The 26,846-nt window shown below is 62.9% G+C and carries 21 protein-coding genes and 1 pseudogene; 13 read left to right on the top strand and 9 right to left on the bottom strand.

Annotation, left to right across the window (positions count from 1 at the left end; translation table 11 throughout):
- Positions 1-41: 41 nt before the first annotated feature.
- The 4 genes from GGR44_RS08245 to GGR44_RS08230 are packed head-to-tail and all read right to left on the bottom strand — an operon-like array spanning position 42 to position 3,421.
- The gene (locus tag GGR44_RS08245; protein WP_183955088.1) at positions 42-818 is read right to left on the bottom strand and encodes an SDR family oxidoreductase; all 777 of its coding nucleotides are present in this window, start codon (positions 816-818) and stop codon (positions 42-44) included.
- Positions 815-1,555 (bottom strand): alpha/beta fold hydrolase, encoded by a 741-nt coding sequence (locus GGR44_RS08240; RefSeq protein ID WP_183955087.1) that lies wholly within the window; start codon positions 1,553-1,555, stop codon positions 815-817. The genes GGR44_RS08245 and GGR44_RS08240 overlap by 4 nt, the downstream gene beginning before the upstream one ends.
- Before the next feature lie 5 nt (positions 1,556-1,560).
- Entirely contained in the window at positions 1,561-2,517 is a 957-nt protein-coding gene (locus GGR44_RS08235; RefSeq protein WP_183955086.1) for a VOC family protein, read from the bottom strand.
- Positions 2,518-2,569: 52 nt separating this feature from the next.
- Complete coding sequence (locus tag GGR44_RS08230; RefSeq protein WP_183955085.1) at positions 2,570-3,421, bottom strand: fumarylacetoacetate hydrolase family protein; 852 nt, start codon at positions 3,419-3,421, stop codon at positions 2,570-2,572.
- A 128-nt stretch (positions 3,422-3,549) separates the two neighbouring features.
- Between GGR44_RS08230 and GGR44_RS08225 the strand changes: the two genes are divergently transcribed.
- Complete coding sequence (locus tag GGR44_RS08225) at positions 3,550-4,260, top strand: GntR family transcriptional regulator (protein ID WP_246344404.1); 711 nt, start codon at positions 3,550-3,552, stop codon at positions 4,258-4,260.
- Positions 4,261-4,267: 7 nt separating this feature from the next.
- On the opposite strand, the gene GGR44_RS08220 is transcribed toward GGR44_RS08225, so the two are convergent.
- Both GGR44_RS08220 and GGR44_RS08215 read right to left on the bottom strand, forming a co-directional pair.
- Complete coding sequence (locus GGR44_RS08220; protein WP_183955084.1) at positions 4,268-5,050, bottom strand: SDR family NAD(P)-dependent oxidoreductase; 783 nt, start codon at positions 5,048-5,050, stop codon at positions 4,268-4,270.
- A gap of 30 nt (positions 5,051-5,080) precedes the next feature.
- Positions 5,081-6,700 (bottom strand): class I adenylate-forming enzyme family protein, encoded by a 1,620-nt coding sequence (locus GGR44_RS08215; RefSeq protein ID WP_221214314.1) that lies wholly within the window; start codon positions 6,698-6,700, stop codon positions 5,081-5,083.
- Positions 6,701-6,904: 204 nt separating this feature from the next.
- Between GGR44_RS08215 and GGR44_RS08210 the strand changes: the two genes are divergently transcribed.
- Genes GGR44_RS08210 through GGR44_RS08190 form a run of 5 tightly spaced genes read left to right on the top strand, consistent with a single transcriptional unit; the run spans position 6,905 to position 13,188 of the window.
- Positions 6,905-8,107 carry an acetyl-CoA C-acetyltransferase gene (locus tag GGR44_RS08210; RefSeq protein ID WP_183955082.1) on the top strand — a complete coding sequence of 401 codons (1,203 nt, stop codon included), beginning with the start codon at positions 6,905-6,907 and terminating at the stop codon, positions 8,105-8,107.
- A gap of 32 nt (positions 8,108-8,139) precedes the next feature.
- Positions 8,140-10,308 (top strand): 3-hydroxyacyl-CoA dehydrogenase NAD-binding domain-containing protein, encoded by a 2,169-nt coding sequence (locus tag GGR44_RS08205; protein WP_183955081.1) that lies wholly within the window; start codon positions 8,140-8,142, stop codon positions 10,306-10,308.
- On the top strand, positions 10,305-11,462 hold the full coding sequence (locus tag GGR44_RS08200) for an acyl-CoA dehydrogenase family protein (RefSeq protein ID WP_183955080.1): 1,158 nt from the start codon (positions 10,305-10,307) through the stop codon (positions 11,460-11,462). Before GGR44_RS08205 ends, GGR44_RS08200 begins: the two co-directional genes overlap by 4 nt.
- Before the next feature lie 23 nt (positions 11,463-11,485).
- A complete protein-coding gene (locus tag GGR44_RS08195) occupies positions 11,486-12,364 on the top strand; it encodes a MaoC family dehydratase (protein ID WP_183955079.1) in 879 nt (292 codons plus the stop codon).
- Positions 12,361-13,188, top strand: coding sequence for an SDR family oxidoreductase (locus GGR44_RS08190; protein WP_183955078.1), 828 nt, complete (start codon positions 12,361-12,363; stop codon positions 13,186-13,188). Before GGR44_RS08195 ends, GGR44_RS08190 begins: the two co-directional genes overlap by 4 nt.
- Before the next feature lie 35 nt (positions 13,189-13,223).
- Here the strand turns inward: GGR44_RS08190 and GGR44_RS08185 are convergent, their stop codons facing one another.
- Genes GGR44_RS08185 through GGR44_RS08175 form a run of 3 tightly spaced genes read right to left on the bottom strand, consistent with a single transcriptional unit; the run spans position 13,224 to position 15,549 of the window.
- Positions 13,224-13,730: a nuclear transport factor 2 family protein gene (locus GGR44_RS08185; protein WP_183955077.1), complete on the bottom strand. Its 507-nt coding sequence runs from the start codon at positions 13,728-13,730 to the stop codon at positions 13,224-13,226.
- A gap of 44 nt (positions 13,731-13,774) precedes the next feature.
- Positions 13,775-14,551 (bottom strand): SDR family oxidoreductase, encoded by a 777-nt coding sequence (locus GGR44_RS08180; protein WP_183955076.1) that lies wholly within the window; start codon positions 14,549-14,551, stop codon positions 13,775-13,777.
- Positions 14,548-15,549, bottom strand: a complete 1,002-nt coding sequence (locus tag GGR44_RS08175; protein WP_183955075.1) for a quinone oxidoreductase family protein — start codon at positions 15,547-15,549, stop codon at positions 14,548-14,550. Before GGR44_RS08175 ends, GGR44_RS08180 begins: the two co-directional genes overlap by 4 nt.
- Positions 15,550-15,868: 319 nt before the next feature.
- Between GGR44_RS08175 and GGR44_RS08170 the strand changes: the two genes are divergently transcribed.
- From GGR44_RS08170 to GGR44_RS08140, 7 genes and pseudogenes are all read left to right on the top strand, one after another.
- Positions 15,869-18,451, top strand: coding sequence for a winged helix-turn-helix domain-containing protein (locus tag GGR44_RS08170; protein ID WP_246344403.1), 2,583 nt, complete (start codon positions 15,869-15,871; stop codon positions 18,449-18,451).
- A gap of 112 nt (positions 18,452-18,563) precedes the next feature.
- Positions 18,564-18,875: pseudogene (locus tag GGR44_RS08165) on the top strand (3-keto-5-aminohexanoate cleavage protein); the annotation flags it as partial.
- A 271-nt stretch (positions 18,876-19,146) separates the two neighbouring features.
- The gene (locus GGR44_RS08160) at positions 19,147-21,528 is read left to right on the top strand and encodes a TonB-dependent receptor (RefSeq protein ID WP_183955074.1); all 2,382 of its coding nucleotides are present in this window, start codon (positions 19,147-19,149) and stop codon (positions 21,526-21,528) included.
- 105 nt (positions 21,529-21,633) lie between these two features.
- The gene (locus tag GGR44_RS08155; protein ID WP_183955073.1) at positions 21,634-22,635 is read left to right on the top strand and encodes an LLM class flavin-dependent oxidoreductase; all 1,002 of its coding nucleotides are present in this window, start codon (positions 21,634-21,636) and stop codon (positions 22,633-22,635) included.
- On the top strand, positions 22,632-24,971 hold the full coding sequence (gene cofH, locus GGR44_RS08150; RefSeq protein WP_183955072.1) for a 5-amino-6-(D-ribitylamino)uracil--L-tyrosine 4-hydroxyphenyl transferase CofH: 2,340 nt from the start codon (positions 22,632-22,634) through the stop codon (positions 24,969-24,971). Before GGR44_RS08155 ends, cofH begins: the two co-directional genes overlap by 4 nt.
- A 43-nt stretch (positions 24,972-25,014) precedes the next feature.
- Positions 25,015-25,671, top strand: coding sequence for an NADPH-dependent F420 reductase (gene npdG, locus GGR44_RS08145; protein ID WP_183955071.1), 657 nt, complete (start codon positions 25,015-25,017; stop codon positions 25,669-25,671).
- Positions 25,672-25,867: 196 nt separating this feature from the next.
- Positions 25,868-26,788 carry a TIGR03619 family F420-dependent LLM class oxidoreductase gene (locus tag GGR44_RS08140; RefSeq protein ID WP_183955070.1) on the top strand — a complete coding sequence of 307 codons (921 nt, stop codon included), beginning with the start codon at positions 25,868-25,870 and terminating at the stop codon, positions 26,786-26,788.
- Positions 26,789-26,846 lie beyond the last annotated feature (58 nt).

The raw sequence follows: 26,846 nt of genomic DNA, 5'->3' as shown, positions 1-26,846 counted from the left end.
CGCGTCTGCGCGATCCGCCAACGACGAAATGCCGGATCATATCAGATCGACAATCCTCCCTCGACCGGAATGACCGATCCGGTGACATAGGCGCCCGCGCGCGAGGCGAGATAGATGGCTGTCCCCGCCAGATCCTCCGGCGTACCGACGCGGCCGCGGGGCACCATCGATTCGACCATTTTGCGCATGTCGTCCGAGGTGATGACGGTCATCTCGGATTCGAAGAATCCCGGTGCGATCACATTGGCGGTGATATTATCGCGTCCAAGCCGCTTGGCCAGACCCTTGGCCATCCAGTGAATGGCGCTTTTCGAGGCCTGATAAGCGTAATTTTCCTTGGGCCCGACCTTGAGCGCGCCGACCGACCCGATGTTGATGATGGATGCCGGGCGCTCCGCCGTGCCGCCTGCGCGAAGCAAGGGCAGAAATTTCTGAAGGGTGAAGAAAGGCGCCTTCAGATTAAGGTCGATGACCGGATCCCATGCGCCCTCGCCATACTCGTCGATGGGCGCGTCCGCCATGGTTCCGGCATTGTTGACCAGCACATGTACGGCCTGCTCCTGCGCGGACACCGTCGCGACCAGAGCCTCTATGCCGGCCAGGGTCGACAGGTCCGCGACCAGGCCGGTGCAGCGCCCCCCGGTCTTGGCCTCAATGTCCGCTGCGGCCGCCATCACCTTGGCGCTGGTCCTGGCGCAGATATAGACTTTTGCGCCCGCAGCGGCAAAGCCGGTTGCGATGTGGCGACCGATGCCGGTCGAACCCCCGGTGACGACGGCGACGCGGTCCTTTACACAGAACAGATCAGCCGCGTTCATGCCTTTGCTCCCCCGGCGGCGATCTTCAGAATGAGGTCGGTCGTTCCCTCCGGATCGCCCACCAGCAGGGCGTGATCGCCCGGATGGTCATGCATGGTCCAGCCCAGCTCGCGCGCGCGGTCGTGCATCGCCGTCATCACCGTGACGGCCGCCGCGATATAGTCGACAGGCCTGGTTATCGTCTCGGCCCCCACGGGTATGACGCAGGCGGTCGCCTTCATCGGCTGGTCCGACAGATTGTCGAGCAGCCATTTTTCGCGCGCCGGGTCCATGAGATGCGGGTGTTCCTTGGCCGCCGCGCGCTGCATTTCATGCACGCCAGACCCGATCGGGCCTTCGCCCGCTTCGAGCATCGCATCCAGCGCTGCCAACTGGTCTTCGGGAACATAGCCCATGAGGGACGCGATCCGTTCCCCGGAACGGGGCACGATGGCGTCGAGATAGATGATGGAGGCGATCCTGTCGCCAACCTCCGCGATCACGCCGGGCGCGACGGTGCCGGCATAGCTGTGCGCCACCAGCACGACGTCGCGCAGATCCTCGTATTTGAAGACATTGACGATGTCCCGCACATGGGTCGCATTGCCGACATCCCGGCCGATCAGATGTTCGCGCTCGCCAAAGCCGGTGAAGGTCGGCGTGTAGACCTTATGACCCTTGGCCTCCAGAATCTCGCGGACATATTTCCATGTCCAGCCGCCCATGCCGCCGCCATGAAGAAGTACGAATGTGGTCATGCCGATCAGGCCTCCGCCGGTTCTGTGTTCTGGATGAATTCGGGGAACGGATCGGGGCCCCAAAGGAACATGCTGTCTTCCGGGGCGTGGTTGGCGGCCGGCCAGTCGACATCATGCGGAATGAAGTCGATATCGGCCGAATATTCGCTGAAACTGCCCCAGGGATCGCGCACATAGTAGAAATAGTTGGCGCCCAGCACATGCTGGCCCACGCCCCAGTTGGGGCCATAGCCTGCCCGGGCCATGGTCGCGCCGCCCAGACCCAATTCCATCACCGATCCGACATCCCAGCTGTTGTGGTGCATGCCGCGCCGATCGGAAAGGACCAGGGCAAGCAGGTGATGGTCGCTGCCATGCACGCCGTGCAGGAAGGCGACCGCCGGCTCGCTCTTGTCCGACAGGCGCAGCCCAAGCGTCTTTTCATAGAAGTCGATCGCTGCATTCACGTCGGTCGTGAAGATCGCGAAATGCGACAGGCGGCGGGGATGAACCTTCGGCGCCTTGCTGTTGGGAATGGCGCCGGACTGGCCCGGAGGGGCGCTGACAAAGGTGAACTGGCTCTTTTCCGACGGGGTGGCCTTGTCGGCGACACGGACGTTGATCGGCAGGCCATCGAAGCCCGCGAACCAGATACCATCGGTTTCCGCGCCTTCTGGCGCCGCAATCCGCGTGACGCCGCAGCCGTCGAGATGGGCGGCAAAGGCATCCGCTTCGTCCGGATAGATGCCGAAGCTCAGATAGCGCAGCCGCTTGGCGTCCCCCCCCTTGCTCAGCACCGCCCAGCGATGCGGGTTGCCGACCGTATAGAGTTCCAGCGCGCCATCCTTCTCCCGAACATCAAGTCCGAAGAGTGTGTAAAATGTGCGCGCGGCTTCCAGATCGGGCACTTCGAGCGCGAAATGATCGATGGAATGGACGCCCAAACATTTGGCGCGGCGTCCCGACGGGCTGCTCTGGTTCATCCTTCCCTCCTTCGCTGGCCGGACGCCGACAAGGCGGCGCCCGGCCTTTCGATCACGCTGCCTTGATGGGGTTCACCAACAGGCCGATCTTCTCGATCTCCACTTCGCACAAATCGCCATCCTTCATGAACAGCGGAGGTTTGCGGGCAAGACCGATACCGGACGGCGTTCCCATGACCAGGACGTCGCCCGGCTCAAGCGTGAAGCAGGTGGAGAGCAGGGCGACGGTGTCGGCCACGTCGAACACCATGTCGGAAGTGTTCGCGCTTTGCACCACCTGCCCGTTGAGACGGGTTTCGATCTTGAGTCCGGCGCCGCCAGCAGGCAGTTCGTCAGCCGTGACCAGCCAGGGGCCAAAAGCGCCGGTGTCGTCGAAATTCTTGCCCACCGTCCACTGCGGGGTCTTGAGCTGATAGTCGCGGATCGATCCGTCGTTGAACACCGAATAGGCGACGATATGCGAAAGGGCGTCGTCCTTGCTGATATCCTTGCCGCCCTTGCCGACCACCGCGACCATCTCTCCTTCATAATCGAGCTGGTCGGAACAGGTCGGTTTGATGATCGGCGCGCCATGGCCGATGAGGCTCGAGTTGAAACGACCGAAAACCGTGGGAAATTCGGGCACTGTAAACCCGCCTTCGGCCGCATGATCCTTGTAGTTGAGGCCAAGGCAGATGATTTTGGGCGCCTTTACGAGCGGCGACAGGAAGGTCAGTTCCTCAACCTGTACCGGCTCGCCCTCCGCGCTGACCTTGGCGCCCGCATCCGTCAGGGCGGTGCCGCCGCTGGCGACCAGCGCGTCGAGGTCATAAAGGGCTGCATCGCCGAACAGCGCCTTGACGCCCGCGCCCGTGTCAACCGCCAGACCGACCGCGCCATCCTTCGTTACCTTGGCCAACCGCATATGAAAATCTCCTGAGAATCTGTCGAAACCACGCTGTCGATGGAATGGATGTTATTGAAATATATTTCAAGATATAAAATACATCTTGCTCAATTGCCTCGGGCGGCAAAACTGATATAATTTTCTCGATGACCAAGAAGTTGAGCCTGACTGAGCGCGCCTATCGGCAATTGCGGGACGACCTTCTGACATGTCGGCTGGTGCCCGGCGCCAAAATCAACATCAAGGACATCACCGCAACACAGGGTTTCAGCCTCGGGGCTGTCCGCGAGGCCCTGTCCCGGCTGACGTCGGAGGGCTTTGTGACGCAGGACGATGCGCGGGGCTTTCGGGTGACGCCGATATCGATCAGCGACCTGACCGATCTGGTTCGGGTCCGCAGCGACATTGAAGGCCAATGCCTTCGGCGCGCCATTGAGAGAGGAGGCCTGGACTGGGAGGCTGCGATCGTCAGCGCAGCCCATAGGTTGAGCAAGACGCCGACCCGTGACCCGCGGGAGGCGGCGCGCCTGAACGAGGATTATGCCGACGCCCACGCGGCGTTCCACCAGGCCCTGGTTGCGGCGTGCGACAGTCCCTGGCTGCTCAGGATGCGCGACTGGCTCTACGCCCAGTCGGAACGCTACCGCTATCTTACGGTGCCGCTGGCCCATGGCGACCGGGATCTGACGGATGAACATGCGCAGATCGTGGACGCGGTGCTGGCGCGGGACGCCGACCGTGCCGTGGCGTTGCTGACCGATCATTTGATGGCGACGGCGCTGCTGCTGATAGAAACCCGCACCGAGCTGGGCGGGCCTTATGCCGAACTGGTCATCCTTTCGGATCGCGCCGTTTGATCCCATCTTAATTCTGCCGCTTCTGCCCGGTCCCACCGCCACTGGCTGGCATCAGCATGTTGCTCATTCCGCCATCGACCAACAGGTCGACGCCGCTGATATGGCCGGCATGCGGGCCGATCAGGAACAGGATCGCCTGGGCGACATCTTCCGCCACGCCCAGCTTGCGTAGCGGAATATTGGCTTCCCGCTGGTCGCGCCGCGACTGGTCGTCATATCCCGCGGCGGTCATTGGCGTGTAGGTGGGGCCGGGCGACACTGTGTTGCACCGGATGCCGTCAGGGCCCCATTCGATGCTGAGTTGGCGGATCATCATCAGCAAGGCCGCCTTGCTGGGAGAATAAAAGCCAAGACCGGGCGTGGGCTGGGTGGCCGACATGGACGCGGTCGCGATGAAGGCCCCCTTGCTCTCCTTCAGGTGCGGATGGGCCGCCTTGCCCAGTAGCCAGGACGAGCGGGTGTTGATGGCGAAAATGCGGTCAAAATCGCTGATCGGCAGGTCGACCAGCGCGCCGCCCATGATGATGCCGGCATTGCTGACGACGGCGTCGATCCCGCCCATATGGGCGAGCGCCGACGCCACGATCCGGTCGCCGCAATCCGGTTCGGCCAGATCGACCAGGCAGATCGCGGCGGCGGGGCCGATCGCTTCGGCCACCGCCTGCAGATTGGCGGCATCGCGATCCGCGAGCAGCATCCGATGTTCACCTGGAATCACCGACCCGGCCGCCAGTAGTTCGGCGCAGGCCCGGCCGATGCCGCTTGCAGCGCCCGTGATGATCACCCGCATGTCACTCTCCCTAGACTTTAATCCGTGTTTTCAGTCGTTCAGGCCCAGTTCGTCCATCAGCGCGCCACGCAGCTTGAACTTCTGGATCTTTGATGCCGACATCGGCCATTCGTCGATGAAACGGATATGGCGCGGAACCTTGAAGGAAGCGAGGCGTTGGCGCGTGAAGGCGATGAGTTCCTCGGCATCGACCTCGACTTCGCCTTCGCGTTCGATATAGGCGGCCGGAATTTCCGCCAGTCGCTCGTCCGGCAGCCCGACGACCTGCGCCAGGCGAACCGCCGGATGGGTGGCCAGCACCGCCTCGACCTCGGCCGCGGCGACATTTTCCCCGCCCACTTTCAGCATATCCTTGAACCGGCCGTGGAACATGACATGGCCATGTTCGTCGATAGAGCCGATGTCGGCGCTATGATACCAGCCATCGGAGTCCAGCGCTTCCGCCGTCTTTTCCGGATCCTTGTAATAACCGTCGAACAGATTGTAGCCGCGAATGAGGATCTCGCCGCGTTCGTTCACGCCCTTTTCCTCGCCGGTTTCAGGATCGACGATCTTCATCTCTATGCCCGCAAGCGGGAAACCGAGCTTCTTGAACCCCATTTCCGGGTCCATCGCATAGCCGCCGGTGGTGACGATGCCGGTCGCCTCGGTCATGCCCATGGTGCCGACCTGGAGCATGTGCGGGGCTTTTTCCCGATAGGCCTGGCCCACGCGCTCCGGCATGAACGCGAAGCAGCTATTTTGCAGGCGCACCGACGACATGTCGGTCTTGGCCCAGTCAGGATGGGTGATCATGGCCTGATGGAATGTGACAAAGGGCAGGAACATCATCGTTACTCGTTCCTCCTCGATCTGCCGCAGGCTTTCTCCGGCGTCGAAATGCGGCTGACCGATGAACGTGCCGCCCACATCCACCGCGCCCAGCATGCACAGCATCGCGGCGATATGGAACAAGGGCAGCGGCGACCAGGCGCGCTCGTCAGGCTGGAAGGACCAACGATAGTTGGCCAGATTCGACGCCTCCCGGGTGACCGCCTCGTGACTGAGCAGGCACCCCTTGGGATTGGCCGACGTCCCTGACGTATACAGGATCATCGCGGTGTCGCGAACCCTGACGGTCAGACGGGAAGCGTGAATCGCCGCGTCATCCACGCTCTGCGCCGCCGCGTCGAAGGCAGCCTGATCGACGAAACCGGGGACCGAGCGGCCGCCCAGCATCACGATCCGCTTGAGGAGGGGCGCGCCCGCCAGCGTGAGCGAGGAGGGATCGGCGGCATCGGGCAGGTCGGGGAAGGCCTCCACCAGCCGTCGACCGAAATCGACATGTTCGCTTACCATATCATTGGTGATGATCGCCGCAAGATCGGCATTCTGCGCCACATAGGCCATTTCAGGCGCCTTGTACCGCGCGTTCATCAGCACTGACACGGCGCCGCACATCGCATTGGCGAACAGGGTTTCGACAAATTCGATGCTGGATGGCAGCAGGATGCCGACATGGTCGCCGCGCCTTATCCCCAGCGCCTTCAAGCCGCGCGCGCGCTCCATGACGCTTCGTACGACATCGTTATAGGTCTTGCGTTCTCCCGGGAATACCAGCGCTTCCTTTGTAGGCGACTTATCCCACCCTTTGAGGAGCAGATCGCCCAAAGTGGTTGCAGAAATACGGAATGGGGCGCAATCTTCGCCTTGTATGACCACGGATGTCCGCTCCTAAAATGCCGGTCAGCTATCGAGGCCGAACAAATTGCAGCCGGCGCCGTGGTCTGCGCCTTTCGTTGGATAGGTGCGGCTTGCCCTGGCAGCACCAAGAGCGAGAACGACGATTTTTGTAACACCGGTCGGGAATTCACGATGGAAGCCTATGTCTACGATCATGTTCGGACGCCGCGCGGCAAGGGCCGCCCTGACGGCGCGCTGCACGAGATCACCTCTGTCGAAATGGCGACGCAGCTGCTGAAGGCTCTGCAGAGCCGCAACAATCTCGACACGGCGCTGCTCGACGATGTGATCATCGGCATGGCCCAGCCTGTCGGCGAACAGGGCGGCGTGCTGGCGCGCGCGGCGGTTCTGCAGGCCGGCTATGCCCAGACGGTCGCGGGCCAGCAGATCCATCGCTTCTGCGCGACCGGGCTGGACGCTGTCAGCCTTATCGCCGCGCAGGTTCATGCCGGCATGATCCAGGCCGGCATTGGCGGCGGCGTCGAGTCGATGAGCCGCACGGTCATGGGATATGACTCGGGCGCCTGGACGTCCGATCCGTCGGTCGCCTACAGCAATCACTACGCCCCGCAGGGCATTGGCGCCGACCTGATCGCGACGCTCGACGGCTTTACGCGCGAGGATGTTGACCGTTTCGCCGTCGAGAGCCAGCGCAAGGCCGCCCATGCCTGGGAAAATGGTTACTTCAAAAATGCCATCGTGCCGATCAGGGATGTGCTGGGCGACGTGCTCCTCGACCATGACGAGCATATGCGGCCCGGCACTACTGTTGAGAGCCTCGCCAAGCTGAAGCCCGCCTTCGAAGGGTTCGGCAAGGCCGGGTTCGAGGCGGTGGCCAAGGCCAAATATCCCGAAATCGAAGAATTGAACTATGTTCACCACGGCGGCAACAGTTCCGGCATCGTCGACGGCGCCGGCCTTGTCCTGGTCGGGTCGAAGGAATTTGGCGAAAAGGCTGGTCTGAAGCCGCGCGGTCGCATTCGTTCCTACGCCAATATCGGTTCTGAACCGATGATCATGCTGACGGCGCCGGCGGCGGTGTCCCGCAAGGCGATCAAGGCGGGCGGCATGACCGAGAAGGACATCGATCTCTGGGAGCTGAACGAAGCCTTCGCCAGCGTCGTCATGCGCTTCCAGCAGGAACTGGACATCCCCGACGACAAGATCAACGTCAATGGCGGCGCGATCGCCATGGGCCACCCGCTGGGTGCGACCGGCGCAATGCTTGTGGGCACCGTGCTGGACGAGCTGGAGCGGCGCGACGCGGAAACCGGCCTCATCACCCTGTGCGCGGCCAACGGCCTGGGCACGGCTGCCATCATCGAGCGCGTCTGAGCGCGCACACGAACTTTAGAGCGGGACATCCCATGAAGACTATGCGACTGGAAAAGGCCGAGGACGGCTTTGCGATCCTGACCCTCGACGCCGAAGGCTCGATGAACGTCGTCAACGATGCGTTCATCGCCGACATGGAAACGGCGACCAGGGACATTGCCCAAGACGACGGCATCAAGGGCGTCATCCTGACATCCGGCAAGGCGACGTTCATGGCCGGCGCTGACCTCAAGCAGCTGGTCAACGGCTTTGGGACGCTGACGCCGCAGCAGGCCTATGCCTTTTCGAAGCGCGCGACGGACATGCATCGCGCGATCGAACAATCGGGCAAGCCGTGGGTGGCGGCGATCAACGGCCTGGCGCTGGGCGGCGGGTTCGAACTGGCGCTGGCCTGTCACCGCCGCATTCTGGTGGACGACGCCAAGGCGCAGGTTGGCCTGCCGGAAGTCAATGTCGGCCTGCTGCCCGGATCGGGCGGCACGGTGCGGCTGGGTATCATCGCGGGTATGAAGACCGCGCTCGACCTGCTGCTCTCGGGCCGGTCGGTCGGGCCGCAGGAAGCGCTCAAGCTCAAGATCGTGGACGAAGTCGTTCCGGCGGACAAGCTGATCGACGCGGCCCGGGCCTGGCTCGCCACCGGGCCGGACCCGGTCAAGCCCTGGGACGTCAAGGGTTGGACGCCGCCCCAGAAGAAGGGCATGACCGTCCCCGAGGACTCGGCCGCCTACATGATGTATACTGGCGGCCTTGCGAAGCTCGGCTATAATCAGCCCGCACCCGCCGCCATCCTGAACTCGGTCTTCCATGGGCTGCAACTGCCTTTCGACAAGGCGCTGGCGGTCGAAGGCAAATATTTCGCCAAGCTGCTGACCAATCCGGTCGCGCGCAACATCATCCGCACCACCTTCATCTCGAAGCAGGCGGCCGAAAAGGGCGCGCGTCGTCCAGAAGGCTTCCCCAAATTCGAAGCCAGGAAGGTTGGCGTGCTGGGCGCCGGCATGATGGGCGCGGGCATCGCGTTCGTATCGGCCAATGCGGGCATCGAAGTCGTTCTCATCGACCGCGACGTCCCGACGGCGCAGAAGGGCAAGGATTATTCGGCAAAGGTGCTGGGGAAGCTCGTTGAAAAGGGCAAGATGACGCAGGAAAAGGCTGACGCCGTCCTTGCTCGCATCACCCCGACTGACGACTTCGCGCTGCTCGCTGGCTGCGACATGGTGGTCGAGGCCGTGTTCGAGGATACGGCGATCAAGGCCGAAACCACGAAGAAGGCTGAAGCCGTGCTGCCCGCCGAGGCGATCTTTGCCTCCAACACTTCGACCCTGCCGATCTCGCAGCTTGCCCAGGCGTCGCGGAGCCCGGACCAGTTCATCGGCCTGCACTTCTTTTCGCCGGTCGACCGCATGGGCCTGGTCGAAGTCATCATGGGCAAGCAGACCAGCAAGGAAACGCTGGCCAAGGGCCTCGATTTCATCGCGCAGCTGCGCAAGACGCCCATCGTCGTCAACGACAGCCGCGGCTTCTACACCAGCCGCGTATTCCAGATGCTGATCCACGAAGGCGCGGCGATGTTGGCGGAGGGCGTGCCCCCCGCGGTGATCGAAAACGCCGCCAAGGCCGTGGGTATGCCGGTCGGGCCGCTGGCGCTGCTGGACGAACTGACCCTCGACCTGCCGCTCAAGATCGTCGATCAGGCGATCGCCGAGGAAGGCGACAAATATACGCCGCCGGCCGGCACTGCCGTCATGCGTCGCATGAAGGATGAAATTGGCCGTTCCAGCCGCAAGGCGGGCGGGGCCTTCTACGAATATCCCGAAGGCGGCAAGAAGCATCTGTGGAAGGGCCTTGCCGATCATTTCCCGGTCAAGCAGGGCTGGGACATCGAGGAGTTGAAGAAGCGCTATCTCTACGCGCAGGCGATGGAAACCGCCCGTTGCCTGGAGGAAAATGTGCTCGAAACTCCCCAGGACGCCGATCTGGGCGCAATCTATGGCTGGGGATTCCCGACGTGGACCGGCGGGACCATCAGCTATATCGATACGATCGGCATCAAGACGTTCGTTGAAGAATCCGACCGGCTTGCCCAGCGCTACGGTCCCCGCTTCCTGCCTTCGGCCTGGCTGCGCGACAAGGCCGCCAGGGGAGAAGATTTCTACGCGGCTGCGAGTGAGACCTCGGTCAAGGAGCCAATGCCGGCATGAAGCGCCTGATATTCGAGCAGGAGCATGAGCAGTTCCGCGACTCCGTCGTCAAGTTCATGACGACGGAGGTGGGCGCCCACGCCGAACGGTTTCGCGAACAGGGTATGGTCGACCGGGAACTGTATCTCAAAGCTGGCGAACAGGGCCTGCTTTGCACCTGGGCTGACGAAAAATATGGCGGGGCGGGAATCGACGACTTCCGCTTCGAACAGATCATTATCGAAGAGAATATGCGCCACGGCGACATAGGCTTCTACATCAATCTGCATAATGATCTGGTCGCCCCCTATTTCGCCAAGCTCGGAACCGACGAGCAGAAGGACCGCTGGATGCCCGGCATCGTCAGCGGCGAGAAGATCCTGGCCGTCGCGATGACGGAACCGTCCACCGGCAGCGATCTGGCGGGTATGCGCACCAGCGCGGTGGACAAGGGCGACCACTGGCTGTTGAACGGGGCAAAGACCTATATCTCCAACGGCATATTGGGCGACCTGATCGTCGTCGCGGCGCGGACCGACCCCAATAGCCGCCACGGTCTGGGCCTGCTGGTCGTGGAACGCGGCATGGAAGGCTTCGAGCGCGGGCGCAAGCTGGCGAAGATGGGGCTGAAGGCGCAGGACACGGCCGAACTCTTCTTCAACGACGTCAAGGTGCCCAAGGCCAATGTGCTGGGCGATCCGACCCAGGGCTTCAAATATCTGGCGCGCTTCCTGGCGCAGGAGCGGCTGGTTGCGGCCATCGGCTTCTTGGCGACGGCGCAGACCGCCTTCGACATCACGCTCGATTATGTGAAGGAACGCCGGGCGTTCGGAAAGCCGATCGGCGCGTTCCAGAATACGCGGTTCAAGATGGCGTCGATGCGGGCCGAACTGGACGCGCTCCAGACCTATGTCGACCAATGCGTGATGCTGCTGAACGCGGGCGAGCTGACCGCCGAGGACGCATCGGCCGCCAAGCTTCTGACCAGCGAGCTGGAAGGCCGGGTGATGGATGAATGCGTCCAGCTTCATGGCGGTGCGGGCTATATGGAAGAATATCGCATCAGCCGCATGTATACCGACGCCCGCATCAGCCGCATCTTCGCTGGAACCTCGGAAATCATGCGCGAAATCATCGGTCGCGGACTGGGCCTGGACGAGCGTAAGCTGTCCTGACTTCTGCACCGGGGAACAGTTTGATGCTGGACGTCGAAAAATTGCGCGGCTTCCGCGTGCCGGAAGCGCAGGATGTCTGCGACCCGCGCGGGGCCATCCTCTATGCGCTGGGGGTTGGCGCCGGTTTGGGCGCGATAGACGAGCAGAATTTGATTTTCGAGCGCGATCAGGCCGTTCTGCCGACCATGGCTCTGGTCCTGGGAACGCCCGGTTTTTGGCCCATGGCGCCGGAACTTGGCTGGGACTGGCCGCGCATTCTGCATGGCGAACAGACGCTGAAACTGTTCCGGCCGCTTGAACTGGGCCAATTGGTCAACGGCCGGATCGAGATTGTCGGTCTCGCGGACAAGGGTGCAGGCAAGCCTGCCCTCGTACGGGCAAAACGCGTAATCACGACGCCGACGGACCGGCCCATCGCCGAGATGGAGGAAGTGTGGGTCTTGCGCGGCGCGGGCGGTTTCGGGGGCGCAAGGGATCTTGACGGCCCTGCGCCGGTCGTCATGCCGGAAGGGTCGGCGGATGCTTATCTAGACCTTCCCACGGCCATTAATCAGGCAATGCTTTATCGCCTGACGGGCGACCGCAACCCTTTGCATGTCGATCAGGGCACAGCGCAGGCGGCGGGCTTTGATCGGCCGATACTGCATGGCCTCGCCACCATGGGGCTGGTCGGTCGCGCGCTCACCCATCTGTGCTGTGGTGGCGATCCGACTTTATTGACCGACATGCGCGTGCGATTTACGGCACCGGTCTGGCCGGGCGAAACGGTTCGGACGGAAATCTGGCGCCGGGGCGACGTCATATGGTTTCGGGCTGGTGTGCCCGACAGGAACAGCATCGTCATCGATGGCGGCAAGGCCCGCGTCGGTGGTTTCAAGGAAGAACGGGACGCGTTGACGTGAAGATATTGGATGGCAAGGTTGCGCTGGTGTCCGGCTCCGGACGTGGCATCGGAAAGGCGATTGCGCTGAAGCTGGCCAGCGCCGGCGCCCATGTCGTGGTGAACGACCTGGACGAGGATGTGGCGAAGGCGACCGCAGGGGAAATCGAAAATCTGGGCGTCCGCGCCGTGGTGTGCGTGGGTGATGTGACGGATGCCGATTTCGGCGAGAAGTTCGTGGCAACGGCGGTCGCGCATTTCGGCACGATCGACATCATCGTGAACAATGCGGGCTATGCCTGGGATTCCGTGCTTCAAAAGACGAGCGACGAACAATGGATGGCCATGCTCGATGTGCATCTTACGGCGCCATTCCGCATTTTGCGCGCCGCGCAACCGGTGATCGCCGCCGCCGCGAAGAAGGAAATCGCGGAACATGGTCGGGCCACACGCCGGACGGTGATCAACATATCGTCGGTAGCGGGCCTGGGCGGCAATGCCGGTCAGTCGGGTTATGCGGCTGGCAAGGCGGGCATTGTCGGCCTCACCAAGACGGTGATGAAGGAATGGGGCCGCTATAATGTTACCGTCAATGCGGTGGCTTTCGGCGCGATCATGACCCGCATGACCGCGGGCGAGGCGGGCAGCTCGACCATCAGCGTCAAGGGCCGCGACATCAAGGCGGGCGTCAGCGACGAAATATTGGAAGCGATGGAAAAGGGCATTCCTTTGGGCCGCGCCGGCACGCCGGACGAGGCGGCTGGCGCCGTCTATCTGTTTTGCCTGCCCGAAGCCGATTATATCACCGGCGAGGTGGTTGTCGCGGGCGGGGGCTGGAGACTCTGACGACAGGATAGGCGGGCCCGGAAACCCGCCGCCGGTCAGGCTGGCCAGCCAGGCGTGCGACCCTGCATGGCCTGAAAGATGGGACGCATGGGATCAGGCACGGACCCGGCGCCGATACCGGTGCCGAAATTGATCCCCCGCCGCTCATATATGCGCCATCCCTCGGCCGTGCGTCGCAGCCTGTCCTCATAGCCGCCCACGGCCAGGAGGTCTGCGGGGCGCAGCGGATCGGCATCGGGGATATCGAACCATTGCCAGGCCATGACGCGGCTGGCGGCGCGCGCGTCGTCGCCGTTCACCTCGATCACAACATTGGTAATGTTGTGCGAACAGCCCATCAAAGCGCCCTGATAACCCATGCACTGGGCATGGATGGCCTCCCGCCCCACGGAACGGGCGCTGCCAAAGTCGATCGATCCATCCTCCGTGAACACTTCCTCCGCAATGCGGTGAAGCTGCATCCCATCTACCAGATGAGCGTAACGATAGAGGCACTCCTCGATCGCGAGGCGGTCCGCCAGCATGGCGAGGTCGATCATCATGGCGAATACCTCTCTTTACCGGCCGCGAGGGTGCGGGGCTTATTTCAGCTGCAGCCAACAACCCCGCCGTCGACCGGAATCTGTGCGCCGGTGACATATGCGCCCGCGCGCGAACACAGGAAAATGACGATGCCTGCAATATCGTCCGGCGAACCCAGACGTTGGAGCGGAATATGCGCCAGCAGGGCAGGATCGACCTGATCCTCATCCCGCATATGCGCCGTCATCTTGGTCGGGAAGAATCCGGGAATGACCGCATTGACGGTGATGTTACGCGCCGCCAAATCGCCGGCCAGATCGCGCGTCATCATATGGACCGCAGCCTTGCTCGCGGCATAGCTGTAGGCGCTGAGCCGCTCTGTCTTCATCCCCGCGACCGAGCCGATGTTGATAACCCGGGCCGGATCGCCGGGGGTTCCCGATGCGCTGAGTTCGGGCAGCAGTTCGCGCACCATGGTAAAGGGCGTCTGGACATTCACCGCCATCACGCTGGGCCAGGCCTTGTCCGGGAAGCTGTCGATCGGCCCGCCCCAGGTCTTGCCCGCATTGTTGATCAATATATGGCATTCGCCGACCGCTTCGCGATAACGGGCGACGAGGTCGACCGCCGCCTCGGGCGTCGACAGGTCGGCAGGCAGGGGAATGCACGATCCCAGCGCCGCCATCTCCCGTGCCGCCTCTTCGCAGATGTCGGCCTTGCGCGATGTGATGGCCACCGTCGCCCCGGCCCGCAGCAGGCCCTCGGCGATCATGCGGCCCAGACCTTGCGCGCCGCCGGTAACCAGCGCCTTCTTGCCGGTCAGGCTGAACAGGTCGCTCACATCGTCACCACGACTTTGCCGAACTTATGCTGGTCGCGCAGATGCAGCAGCGCTTCCTTCGCCAGCGCCAGCGGATAGGTGGCCTCGATCACCGGCTTGATTTCATGTTGCCCGGCAAAGGCCAGCATTTCCTTGAAGTCCTGCGGATCGCCGACCTGGCTGCCGACGATGCTGGCGCTCTTCAAAAAGATGTCAGTGGCGTTGAACTTGATCTCGTTGCCGGCGGTCGACCCGTAGATCACGATGCGCGCGCCCGGATTGATCGCGCGGACATAATTGGCGAAGCTGGGCGATGGCGCGCCGTCCAGAACCACATCAATGCCGCCGGTCAGCTTGCCGACCTGCTTGCGCCAGTCGGGATCGGTATAGAGCAGGCCGCCCTTCGCGCCCATCGCCACGGCGCGATCAATCACGTCCTGATTTTCGCCGGTGACATAGACATTGGCGCCCTTGGCCACGGCAAAGGCCAGGCCGAACGTGGCGACGCCGCCGCCCACGCCGCTGATGAGCAGCGTCTCCCCCGCTTCCAGCCGCCCCTTGAACATCAGCGCGCGCCAAGAGGTCAGCGCGGTCAGCGGCATCGCGCCGGCTTCCTCGAAGCTCATGAAGGCCGGCTTGGGCGCCAGATTGTCGACCGGCACGCAGATATATTCGGCGATCGTGCCGGCAAAGGGCATGCCGAGCAGCCCGAAATCGGCCGCCGGCGCGTGGCGGTTCGGGCCCCAATTGCGCGCCGGATACAACACGACTTCATCGCCCTCATCGACGCCGGCAACGCCCTCGCCGATCATGTCGACGACGCCAGCGCCATCGCAGCCCAGCGTGACCGGCACCGTCATGCCGGGATATTGCCCATGGGTGATGAACAGTTCGCGATGGTTGATGGAAGCCGCCCGCAGCGCGACGCGGACCTCTCCCGGACCGGGCACTGGCGTGTCGACTTCCGCCACCACGACGGATTCAGGGCCGTCGGTCCGTTCGAGATAAAGGGCCTTCATGGTCAACCTTTCCTATAATCCTGTTAGGCGCTGCAACCTGTATAACAACGCTGGCTGCACGACGATATTGGCGTGATTGGATAGGAAGCTGGACAGTTTTCCGCCTCATCGGGAACCTATCTGTCGATAGGAAAAGGGGGTTGCGTTATAGATTCATCACGCAGAATATATTTCCCATAAAAAGCGAATCGCGCCTAGTGCGTTGGGAGAGAAGAGCATGACCGTTGTGCCCACAGCCATCTTGCCGCCGCGTTCCACGCATAAGCCGATCCGGCGTGCAGCGTTGGTGGCGTTGACAGAAAAAGTGGCGTTGTCGCGAATGACTGTGGTGTCCGCGCCTGCGGGAAGCGGGAAAACAACGGCGATGCTGTTCTGGGCGGATCAGCTTAAGGCGCAGGGGCGCCCTGTTCTCTGGCTGGCGGCCAGGGCGGGCATAGAAAGCAAGCGGTCCTTTTTACAGGCGCTAAAGGCGGCGGGTGTCGCGGCCGGTATGCCTTGGGATGCGCTGGACAGCGACGCTTCCGACGCGAGCTGGCTATCGGTTCTCGCGTCGATGGGCAGCGTGCGGCCGGTCATCATCGTCGACGACGCGCAATTCCTGGCGAAGCCGATCATGGAATTTCTGGGGCAGTTGTCGTCGAGCGCGCGCGACGCATTGACCATCATCATCGCCGCGCGCGGCACCGTCGGGCTGTCGCTGGCGCGTATGCGTGCGCTCGGATTCCTGGTCGAAGTAGGCGTGGCCGATCTGTCCTTCACCCTGGCGGAAGCGACGGAACTGGTCACGCGGTCGATCGGCACGCCGGTGGATTCGCGCGACCTTCAGGACATTGTGGGCGATACCCAAGGCTGGGTTTCCGGTATCGTTATCGCCTGCGATCTCTATCGCCGCACCAGCGACAGCGCGGCCAAGCTCCGGCTGACTGGCCTGCGTCCGGAATTTGCCGAGTATTTTCATGATGAAGTGGTCAATTTGCAGCCGGACGACGTCCGCCGCTTTCTGATAGATACCTCGATCCTCGATGAATTGACGCCATCCGCCTGCGCTGCGGTAACCGGCGACCAAAATGCGCGCGCGATGCTGGACCATGTCTTTCGTGAAGGCCTGTTTCTGAACGCGATTGATCAGGAACATGGCCGCTACGCCTATCACCGGCTGTTCCGCGAAATGGTGCTGGGCCGACTGATGGATCGGGCGCCCGATCGCGCCGCCCTCATGCATCAACGGGCGAGCGAATATTTTGCCGAAGCCGGTCAGCTTGCCCTGGCCATCGAACATGCGCGACTGAGCGGGGACAAGGCGTTTCTCGCCGACCAGTTGGATCACCTGGCCGAGGAGCTGACCTATTCGGGCTATCTCTACCGCATCGACGAATTCGGCGCTGAACTGCCCTGGCCGATCCTGGCCGAACGCCCGAATCTGCTCCTGGCTCTGGCCTGGAGACGCATCCGCCAACTGGCCTTTTCATCGGCTGAAAGGCTGATTTCAGCAGCGCGCCAAATCTGTGAAGCCAGACGCGAGGCGCAGTCCTTGCCCGCGCACGAAATCGAGCAACTGGACCTGTCGATCCGTCATCGCCTGGTCATGCTGGCGGCGGCGCGCGACGACATGGTCAGGGTCGAAGCAGATTCCGAGCCGCTGCTCGCCGAACTGGCCGACAGCCACGCCTATCTCAGCTGCACCTTGCTGGCGCAGCTCATGGCGGCGCGGCGCGAGCTTTATCATTTTCAGGACATGCTCAAGCTGGAGGCGGAAACCAGCCGCGCGCTGTCGCGTCCCGGCTCGGCCTTCGCATCGATCGCCCTGAAGGCGTCGGTCGCGCCGACCATGATGGCGCAGGGCAAGATTCCCCTGGCGCGACGTTTTCTGGAAGAGGCCTTCGCGTTAGCTGTTGAAATCCATGGCGCAGGGTCCGGTCTGGCCGCACTGCCCGCGCTGCCGCTGGCCGAACTGCTCTATGATGCAGGCGACCTGGAACAGGCGGCGGAGCTGGCGGACCAATATCTGCCAGTCGTGCGGCAATGGGGATTTTCCGATCAGATGGCGTCGGGCTATCTGGTCAGCGCGCGCCTGCGGTCGGCGAGGGGCGACCTGCCCAGCGCGCTTTCAACGCTGAACGATGCTCATGTCGTAGCGATCGAATGTGGGCTTGATCGCCTGCGCTCCTTCATCGTGGCCGAAGAGGTGCGGCTGTTGATCAAGGCCGGGCAGATCGACGAGGCGGAGCGGCATTTCCTGGCGGGCGACCCGCAACTGGACGGCGAACCCATTCCCACCCTGCATCCGACGCGGCGCAATGAGAATATCGCGATCGCCTGGCTCAGGATCGAGATGCAGCGCCATCGGCTTGGCCGGGCGCGCAAGGTCGCCTATCGGTGGCTGGAATTCGTCAAGCGCGTCGGAGCGATCCGTTCCGCCGTTATCTTCGAATTGCTGCTGGCCGAGATCGCGGTGCTTCAGGGCAACCGGTCCGAAGCGCGCAGGGCTGTTCGCGCCGCCGTGGAGATGGCCGAACCGGCGGGCTGGGTGCGGGTCTTCGTTGATGAGGGCGAAGTCATCGCGTCCTTGATCATCGAAGCCTATTCGCAGGGCCCTGAACTGGAAACGCCTGCCGATCGTTTCGCCGTCCGCCTCGTGTCGATGCTAAGGCGGGCCCCGCAGATCGAGGCGGACGAAGGCGAGGATGAAGATGATTTCGGTCTGACCGGGCGCCTCGCCAATCGGGAAGTCGACATTCTGACGATGGTGAGCGGAGGTCTGCGCAACCGGGAAATCGGCGACCGTCTGGGCCTGACCGAAGGCACGGTCAAATGGTATATGCAGCAAATCTACGACAAGCTGGGCGTGCGGCGCCGGCCGCAGGCGGTGCTGCGCGCGCGGCAACTCGGCATCCTGCCCTAAAAGCGCGCGCTGGTTCCTATCGAATTATAGATTGCGCCGTCCGCGCAACCTGCGACCGGCGCAATCTCTGCGAGCAAAGGGAAACATCGTGGTAAAACGCAAGGTCATCATCAGCCATCCCGACGACATCATGCATATGAAGCGGACGGCCGACCGGCTGTTTGGCGATCAATATGAATGGTCGGTGCTGGGGGCTGGTGCGCGTCAGATGAGCATTGGCGCCATGGCGGCATTGATGGGCGGCAATGTCCGCATCGGTCTGGAGGATTCGCTGTGGGGCGGTCCGGGCCGGCTTGCGTAGACCAATGCGGAGCAGGTGACGACCGCGCGGCAGATCGTCGAGGGCATGGGTCTCGAAATCGCCACCCCCGACGAGGCGCGCGCCATGCCGGACCTCAAGGGCGCGGACTGGACGAATATCTGATAACGGTCAGCCCGGCCGGATTCAGCCGCCTTAAAAACATGCGTTGGATCGACTTCAGGGCGCTGGCCGTAGCAGGCCGGAACGGCCTGCGCGCAGAGCCCGTCTGACATGCTGCGGCGCAAATGCAACATCGTCACCAATAATGCTGGATCGGGCCAAATCCTATCGAACGATAGGTGGTAAAATACGACGCATCGCGATTTGTCGCCAGCGATCACGTCTGCGCGTTGCGCTGATCATGCCGATAAACTGCTTGAATGAGAGGATTTTTATGCGACTGGCCGCCCTTAAACTGACATTGGTCGCGAGCGTTGCGCTGGTTGTATCACCCTCATGGGCACAGCCCGCTGATTCTGCTGCGCCGCAAGCGGACGATGCGGTTGGCGGCGATATAGTCGTCACGGCTCGTCGCCGGGAAGAGCGGCTGCAGGACGTCTCGGTTTCTATCTCCGCTTTCTCGTCAGAAGCGCTGGAGCGCAGCACCGTCCAGACGATCAGCGACGTCAAGACGGTCGCGCCCGGCTTCACCTTCTCCTCCGAAGGGGGCAAGGATAATGTCGCGCTGACCCTGCGCGGCATCGGCCAGTTGCCCCTGGGCGAGGTGACGCCCGGGGTCGTCATCTATCTCAACGACACGCCCTTGCCGTCGGTCGGCTCCAACGTCCCAACTTATGACATTGGCAGCATTCAGGTGCTCAAGGGGCCGCAGGGCACGCTGTTCGGCCGCAACACGCTGGGCGGCGCGGTCGTTATCGGCAGCCAGAAGCCGAGCTATGCCTTTGAAGGCTATGTCGAGGGCACATATGGACGGTTCGATTATCGCGAGCTGGAAGGCGCGGTGAACATCCCCATCATCGAGGATAAGGTCGCTTTCCGCGCTGCGGGCCAGGTCCGCCGTCAGGATCCCCGCACCATCGCCTTCGACGGCGGTCCTGGATTCGACAATATCCATCAGGACGCCTACCGCCTTTCCCTGTTGGTCGAGCCGTTCGAGGGCCTCAAGAGCACCACCATCTATGAATATTTCAAGGGCGACGAACTCGCTGGCGGTCTCTATTTGCTGCGCGAGAATTTCCCCTTTGCCGCGCTCGGTCTGGGCGTCGTCGAGCCGCAGGTGCAGGCCGCTTTGCAAGCGCAGAAAGCCAATCGTCGCGGGTCGTTCGACGGCGGCATCAATGGCGGCGCGGCCTATCGCAAGACCACGTCCATCACGAATGATACGTCCTTCAGCTTCGGCGATCTGACGCTGCGGAATATTTTCGGCTACAGGAAGAATTACAGCTACCAGTTGATTAATACGGGCGGGTTGCCGCAACTGCAAATCCCCACGGGTCTGCCGTCTCCCGCGCCTTCCGCCGTGCCGTTCACCCTGTTCACGGCGTCGTCCGTGCTGGATCGGCAATATCTGACGAATGAAACCCAGTTGTTGGGCGATTTCGGCTCGTTCAACTTCATCGTCGGCGCCTTCTATAATAACGACAAGCCCGACGGCGCCAGCGGATCGCAATTCACGGCATTTTCCGTGGGCGGTGTTCCCGCGCCTGCGGTGACGGCGCATGTCCGCAACAAGAACTGGGCGGTCTATGGCCAGATCGGTTATGAATTCACCGACAAGCTGAAGCTCAATCTCGGCGCGCGCTATAGCTGGGACAAGGTGTCGGCTTGCGGCGGCACGATCGGCGCGACCTATGTTGACGAAGCCACATGCCTCGGCACGGCGGCCCTCGGCCTGGCCGACGGCGTCGGCACCGTGTCCAACAAGGGCGAGGAGCCGAGCTGGACCATCGGTCTCGACTATAAGGCCAACCCGGACTGGTTGCTCTATATCGTCTCGCGGCGCGGCTATCGCGGCGTCAATGTGAACACGCCCCTGTTCGAAACGCCCTTTACCACGGGTGGCGCGGATCCGGCCTGCGTCGCGACCGGAGGTGTCTGCGCGGACCTTCGTCCCTTCCAGAAGACGGGAGAGGAAACCATCACCGACGTCGAGATCGGCTCCAAATATGACTATCGTGTCGGGGCCGCGCGTGGGCGTCTGAATCTGGCCGCCTATTACAGCAAATATAAGAACGCGCTTCAGTTCCTGAACACGCAGACGACGGTTCCCAACGGCACGCCTGATTCGCCGACGAACGGGTCGCTCGCCGCGAATGTCGCCGATCTGCGAATCTGGGGCGTCGAGCTGGAGGCGTCCATCAGCCCCGTGCGCAGCCTTACCGTCGGTTTCAATGCGGCTTATACCAATGTGAAGGTGGAAAGCCTGACCATCCCCGGTGGATTGCCGTCGACAATCGTGCTGGGCGAAGGCCAGATCAACAAATATTCGCCCATCTTCTCCGGCACGGCCAGCTTGAGCTGGACCCTGCCGATCCGCCCGGCTGACGGCGATTTGGTGGTCAATGCCGACCTGTTCATGACTGACGATTTTGGCGGTCAGAACGGCGAAAAGCTGCCGGGCTACCAGTTGGCCAACGCGCGTCTGGACTGGCGCGGCATTGGCGGCACGGGCCTTGACCTTGGCGTTTATGTGAAGAACCTGTTCAAAGAGAACTATTTCTCGGCTTCAAGCGTTCTTCTGCCGTCCTTCCCGACCAGTTCGGTCTATGCCGGTGAACCGCGGACCTGGGGCGTCATCGCCAAATATATATTCTAAACCCCTGATGGAGGGGAAGTCGAGTGATCGGCGCTTATTCCCCTCTACAAGGACAGGTTGGCGGCGAACTGCCAGAGCGTAGGAGGGTTCCCAGAGGAAGAGACCATGAAGCTCGGCATATGCAGCATGTGGGGAGACAGGCTGGACGGATTTCGGGAAGAAGTCCGTCTCGCCGCCGATCTCGGTTTCGATCTGATCAGCGTGGGCGATTCGCCTGCGGGTTGGCACGAACTCTATGTGTCGTTGACCCTCGCCGCTCTTGAAGCTCCCAACGCGACCCTGGCGCCGCTGGTCACCTCGCCCTTCATGCGGCATCCGCTGGTGACGGCCTCCGCCCTCTGCACCATTGACGATCTCTCCGGCGGCCGCGTGACGCTGGGCCTGGCGACGGGCGGCAGCTCGGTCATGGCCATCGGCCGTCCGCCCGCCAGGCAACGAGAAATTCGCGCGGAACTGGCGGCGCTGCGCGACCTGTTCGCCGGACGGCCTACGCAGATGGACGGGGCGCAGATCAAGCCGCTCCGTTTCGCCCGCCCGATACCGATCTATTATTCCGCCTTCGGCCCCAAGGCGCTGGCGCTGGCGGGCGAGCAGGCCGACGGTGTCATATTGTTCGCGGGGGAACGCCATCTGGACGCGCTCAAGAGCCGGATCGATACCGTCCGGGCCGCGGCGCAGGCGGCGGGCCGCGATCCCCTGTCGATCGATATCTGGGTCGTCTCCTTCGCCTCGATCCGTCCCACACGGGCCGAGGCTATTGACGATCTCAAGGCGTTCATCGTAGTCAACGGCATGGCTTTCCGCACGCCCGAAACCCTGGCGCGCGTTCCGACGCAGTTTCGCGGCAAGATCGACGCATTGCACGCTCGCTATGATCCGACCGAGCATGTGGTCGTGGGCGGCAGGAATGTGGCCCTGATGGAGGAATTGGGGCTGACCGAATTTCTGTCGGACTTCGATACGCTGGCGGGTCCCGAGGCCGCTGCCGTAGACATGCTAAGGCGCCTGGTGGCGATGGGCGTCTCCACATTCATCGCGGCCTTGCCGGGGCACGCCGCGCCGCTAGACACCATTCGCGGGCTTGCCCGAGCGCGGAGTTTGATGTGATACTGGATCTACTGCACCTGAGTGAAGACGAAGCAGCGGGCATCGCGACGGTGCTGAAATCCCGGTCCCTTGGCGACATGATGGCGGCGGCGGAAGCGATGACGGTGGCCGGGCATGGCCATCGCGTGACCTATTCCCGCAAGGTGTTCATCCCCCTCACCAAATTGTGCCGCGATGTGTGCCACTATTGCACCTTCGCCACCACGCCTGCCCGCGCGGGCGACGCCTATCTGAGCAGGGACGAGGTTCTGGCCATCGCCCGCGCCGGCGCGGCGGCCGGTTGCCGGGAAGCGCTGTTCACGCTCGGCGACCGGCCCGAAGCCCGCTATGCCGCCGCACGCGAAGCGCTCGCGGCGCTCGGACATGATTCGACCCTGTCCTATCTGGCCGAAATGGCCGAACTGGTGTTCCGCGAGACGGGCTTGTTGCCGCACCTCAATCCCGGTCTGATGAATGGCGATGATTATGCGCAGTTGCGGCCGCACGCCGCCTCCATGGGCATCATGCTGGAAAGCAGCTCGGATCGCCTGTGCGCGCGCGGCGGCCCGCATTTCGGCTCGCCCGACAAGCAACCGGCCCTGCGATTGGCCGCCATCGAGGAGGCCGGGCGCGCGCGCGTGCCGTTCACCACCGGCCTGCTGATCGGTATCGGCGAAACACGCGACGAACAGGTGGAGGCGCTGGTCGCCATTCGCGATCTGCATCGCCGCTACGGCCATATTCAGGAAGTCATCATCCAGAATTTCCGGGCAAAGCCGGGGACGCGCATGGCGGATCATGCCGAACCGTCGCTCGACGATCATCTCTGGGCCATCGCCGCCGCGCGGATCATCCTGGGGCCGCAAATGACGATCCAGGCGCCGCCGAACCTCCACGACCGGGTGGATCTGGCGCCGCTGATCCGTGCGGGCGTCAATGACTGGGGGGGGGTGTCGCCCGTGACGCCCGACCATGTGAATCCGGAGGCGCCCTGGCCGCATCTGGAGATATTGGCCGACGCCACCAAAGCCGCAGGCCGGATGTTGATGCAGCGGCTTGCCATCGGCCCGCGTCATGCCCTTGCTGCGCGGGATTGGGCTGCGCCAGCCATCGCCACCCACATCCTGCGCGCCATCGACGGACGGGGTTTGCCAAAGGTGGACGAATGGTCCGCGGGGCATGGCGATCCCGCGCCCGACATCATGCCGGTTGAGCGCGCTCCCGCCTGCCGATCAATCCTGTCGATCCTTGACGCCGCGGAGGATGGCGAACGGCTGAGCCAGGCGGACATCGTCGCCCTGTTCGACGCCGACCAGCATGATCTTGCCGCCATCGTGGACCGGGCGGACCGGCTGAGGCGGCAAGCCGTGGGCGACACGCTGACCTATGCCGTCAACCGCAACATCAATTACACCAATATCTGCCTTTATAAATGCGGCTTCTGCGCCTTTTCCAAGGGCAGCACCAGGGCCATGCGCGGTCCGGCCTACAGGCTGGACATGGAAGAGGTCGGACGCCGTGCGGCCGAAGCCTGGGATCGGGGCGCGACCGAAGTCTGCCTTCAGGGCGGGATTCATCCCGATTATGATGGGCATACCTATCTCAATGTCCTCAAGACCGTGCGCGCGGCCGCGCCGGATATCCATATCCATGCCTTTTCGCCGCTGGAGGTGACGCATGGCGCGCGCACGCTTGGCCTGCCGCTCGAGGATTATCTGGCGCGGCTGAAGGAGGCTGGGCTGTCCACCCTGCCCGGCACGGCGGCGGAGATACTCGACCCGCAAGTTCGCGACATCATCTGCCCGGACAAGGTGACAGCGGACGAATGGATCGAGGTGATGCGCGTGGCGCACGGCGTGGGCCTGCGCAGCACGGCCACCATCATGTTCGGCCATGTCGAGGAATATAGGCATTGGGCGCGCCATCTGCTGCGCATTCGCGGATTGCAGGAAGAGACGGGCGGCTTCACCGAATTCGTGCCCCTGCCTTTCGTCCATATGGAATCGCCGATATGGCGCAAAGGGCTGGCGCGATCGGGGCCCAGCTATCGCGAAGCGGTGTTGATGCACGCCGTGGCGCGCATCGTGCTCCATCCGGTGATCCCCAATATCCAGGTGTCCTGGGTGAAGATGGGGCCGGAAGGCGCCGCGGCGATCCTGAATGCGGGCGCCAATGACATGGGCGGCACGTTGATGGACGAATCGATCACCCGGGCCGCCGGCGGCGTCAACGGACAGGAATTCGGTCCCAGGGAAATGCAGGCTCTGGCGGCATCCGTCGGGCGCCCTGTGCGGCAACGCACGACCCTTTACGAACCGGTTAGGCCGCGGCGCGCCGCCCTGGCTGGACTATCCTGAACCATCTGCCATATCGCTCGCGAGCGTAACTGAAGGACAATATATGACTCTTCCCGCCATTGCCGTCGTCGGCGGCACCGGTAACCTTGGCGCTGCCATCGCCTGGCGACTGGCGCGCGCCGGCTATCCCGTGACGATCGGATCGCGTAGCGCGGAAAGCGCCGAAAAGGCCGCCGCCGAACTGGGGCATGGCCTGCGGGGCGGCGCCAATGTGGATGTCGTCGCGCATGCCGACATCGTCATCGTGACGGTGCCCTTCGCCGCGCAGGAAACGACGCTCCGCGACATCGCGCCGCATGTCGTCGGCAAACTGGTCGTGGATACGACCGTTCCCCTCGTTCCGCCCAAGGTGATGCGGGTCCAGTTGCCCGATGAAGGCTCCGCCGCGCAAAAGGCGCAGGCGGTTCTGGGAGAGGGCGTGACGCTTGTGTCCGCATTCCACAATGTCGCCGCGCACAAGCTGGCCAAAGACATTGATGTCGGCTGCGACGTGCTGGTCTTTGGCGACGACAAGGATGCCCGGGGTCGCATCGTGGCGCTGGCCGACGCCATGGGATTGAGGGGGCTGCACGGCGGCGCGCTGGTGAACTCGGCCGCGGCCGAGGCGCTGACGTCGATCCTCATCTTCATGAACAAGACCTACAAGGTTGACGGCGCGGGCATTCGCATCACAGGCGATTTGATCCCGCCCGAGGCATGAGGTTCATATCTTTTTCGAGACCATCGTTGACCGAACTGGAAGAGGTCGGGCCGGGTGATCCGGCCCCGCTTCGTTATCTGCTTTCGGCGGGGCGCTAACGAAGTCTCGACCCGCCCTATCCTTCCCAAGGGAAGGTGTGGTCGATACGATCCCGGCCATCCTGCCCGCTAATCTGAAAATCGGGGAGGATCGGTCGATGAAACTGAACGTGGGCGTGCCCAACAGCATGCATGTCGCGGCGATGACGCAGGCCTGGGAATATAGCCTGACCGGCGACGATATCGGACGGGCGATGGCGACGGCCGACAGGCTGGGCTTCAACAAATGCATGTTGGGCGAACATTTCATCATCCCGCAGGAACATATTGGCCTGTCGGGAGACCATTATGTGCATGGCACGGTCGCCCTGTCTTTCCTGGCCGGCCGCACCCAGACAATGAAGCTCAGCTCTTCTGTGTCGATCCTGCCGCTCCAGAGCCCGATCGTCCAGGCCAAGGCTTGGTCGACCCTCGACTGGCTGAGCGGCGGGCGGGCCACGGCCCTGTTCGGGGTCGGCTGGCTGAAGGAGGAGTTCGACATGCTGAATGTCGATTTTCACAAGCGCGGACGCATGGCCGATGAATATGTTGCCGCGATCATCGAACTGTGGACGTCCGAAAAGCCCGAATTCGAAGGGGAATTCGTGCAGTTCCGGAATGTCGGTTTCGCACCCAAGCCGGTGCAGCAACCGCGCTTGCCGATCTGGCTCGGGGGCGACGCCGAACCGGTGCTCAAGCGCGTGGCGAAATTCGGCGACGGATGGTCGCCTTTCCGCACGCCGCCGGAAAAATTCCCCGAATGTCTCGATTTTATCCGTTCACAGCCCGAATATGACGGACGACCCATCGATCTGTTCTTTGCGCTCGAAATGCTCAATGTCGGCGCCCATCACGAGATCATGGACGACCCGCGCGCGCCCGGAACGCGGGATGCGCAAAAGGTTATCGATCAGGTGGGCTGGCTGAAGCAACTGGGGGTCAACGAAACCATCGTGCCGCTACCGCCGGGAATATCCGGCCTCACTGAATATCTCGATCGGCTCCAGTGGGTGGCCGAGGAAATCATGCCCAAAATCTGAAACCTGCCGGGGGAAAGGCGCAGACGGCTGCGCTCTTTCCCAATGGTTATCGAAAGAA

This window comes from Sphingobium fontiphilum, assembly GCF_014196635.1.
GTDB classification, from domain to species: domain Bacteria; phylum Pseudomonadota; class Alphaproteobacteria; order Sphingomonadales; family Sphingomonadaceae; genus Sphingobium; species Sphingobium fontiphilum.
This window is presented reverse-complemented; position numbering and strand designations above follow the sequence as displayed.

What these genes read in the sequence shown, in the direction of transcription:
- GGR44_RS08140 (WP_183955070.1), top strand. Translation starts at nt 25,868, where the DNA reads ATGAAACTGAACGTGGGCGTGCCCAACAGCATGCATGTCGCGGCGATG.
- GGR44_RS08205 (WP_183955081.1), top strand. Translation starts at nt 8,140, where the DNA reads ATGAAGACTATGCGACTGGAAAAGGCCGAGGACGGCTTTGCGATCCTG.
- npdG (WP_183955071.1), top strand. Translation starts at nt 25,015, where the DNA reads ATGACTCTTCCCGCCATTGCCGTCGTCGGCGGCACCGGTAACCTTGGC.
- GGR44_RS08160 (WP_183955074.1), top strand. Translation starts at nt 19,147, where the DNA reads ATGCGACTGGCCGCCCTTAAACTGACATTGGTCGCGAGCGTTGCGCTG.
- GGR44_RS08155 (WP_183955073.1), top strand. Translation starts at nt 21,634, where the DNA reads ATGAAGCTCGGCATATGCAGCATGTGGGGAGACAGGCTGGACGGATTT.
- GGR44_RS08235 (WP_183955086.1), bottom strand. Translation starts at nt 2,517, where the DNA reads ATGAACCAGAGCAGCCCGTCGGGACGCCGCGCCAAATGTTTGGGCGTC.
- GGR44_RS08175 (WP_183955075.1), bottom strand. Translation starts at nt 15,549, where the DNA reads ATGAAGGCCCTTTATCTCGAACGGACCGACGGCCCTGAATCCGTCGTG.
- GGR44_RS08220 (WP_183955084.1), bottom strand. Translation starts at nt 5,050, where the DNA reads ATGCGGGTGATCATCACGGGCGCTGCAAGCGGCATCGGCCGGGCCTGC.
- GGR44_RS08225 (WP_246344404.1), top strand. Translation starts at nt 3,550, where the DNA reads ATGACCAAGAAGTTGAGCCTGACTGAGCGCGCCTATCGGCAATTGCGG.
- GGR44_RS08200 (WP_183955080.1), top strand. Translation starts at nt 10,305, where the DNA reads ATGAAGCGCCTGATATTCGAGCAGGAGCATGAGCAGTTCCGCGACTCC.
- GGR44_RS08230 (WP_183955085.1), bottom strand. Translation starts at nt 3,421, where the DNA reads ATGCGGTTGGCCAAGGTAACGAAGGATGGCGCGGTCGGTCTGGCGGTT.
- GGR44_RS08245 (WP_183955088.1), bottom strand. Translation starts at nt 818, where the DNA reads ATGAACGCGGCTGATCTGTTCTGTGTAAAGGACCGCGTCGCCGTCGTC.
- GGR44_RS08240 (WP_183955087.1), bottom strand. Translation starts at nt 1,555, where the DNA reads ATGACCACATTCGTACTTCTTCATGGCGGCGGCATGGGCGGCTGGACA.
- GGR44_RS08210 (WP_183955082.1), top strand. Translation starts at nt 6,905, where the DNA reads ATGGAAGCCTATGTCTACGATCATGTTCGGACGCCGCGCGGCAAGGGC.
- GGR44_RS08170 (WP_246344403.1), top strand. Translation starts at nt 15,869, where the DNA reads ATGACTGTGGTGTCCGCGCCTGCGGGAAGCGGGAAAACAACGGCGATG.
- GGR44_RS08185 (WP_183955077.1), bottom strand. Translation starts at nt 13,730, where the DNA reads ATGATGATCGACCTCGCCATGCTGGCGGACCGCCTCGCGATCGAGGAG.
- GGR44_RS08195 (WP_183955079.1), top strand. Translation starts at nt 11,486, where the DNA reads ATGCTGGACGTCGAAAAATTGCGCGGCTTCCGCGTGCCGGAAGCGCAG.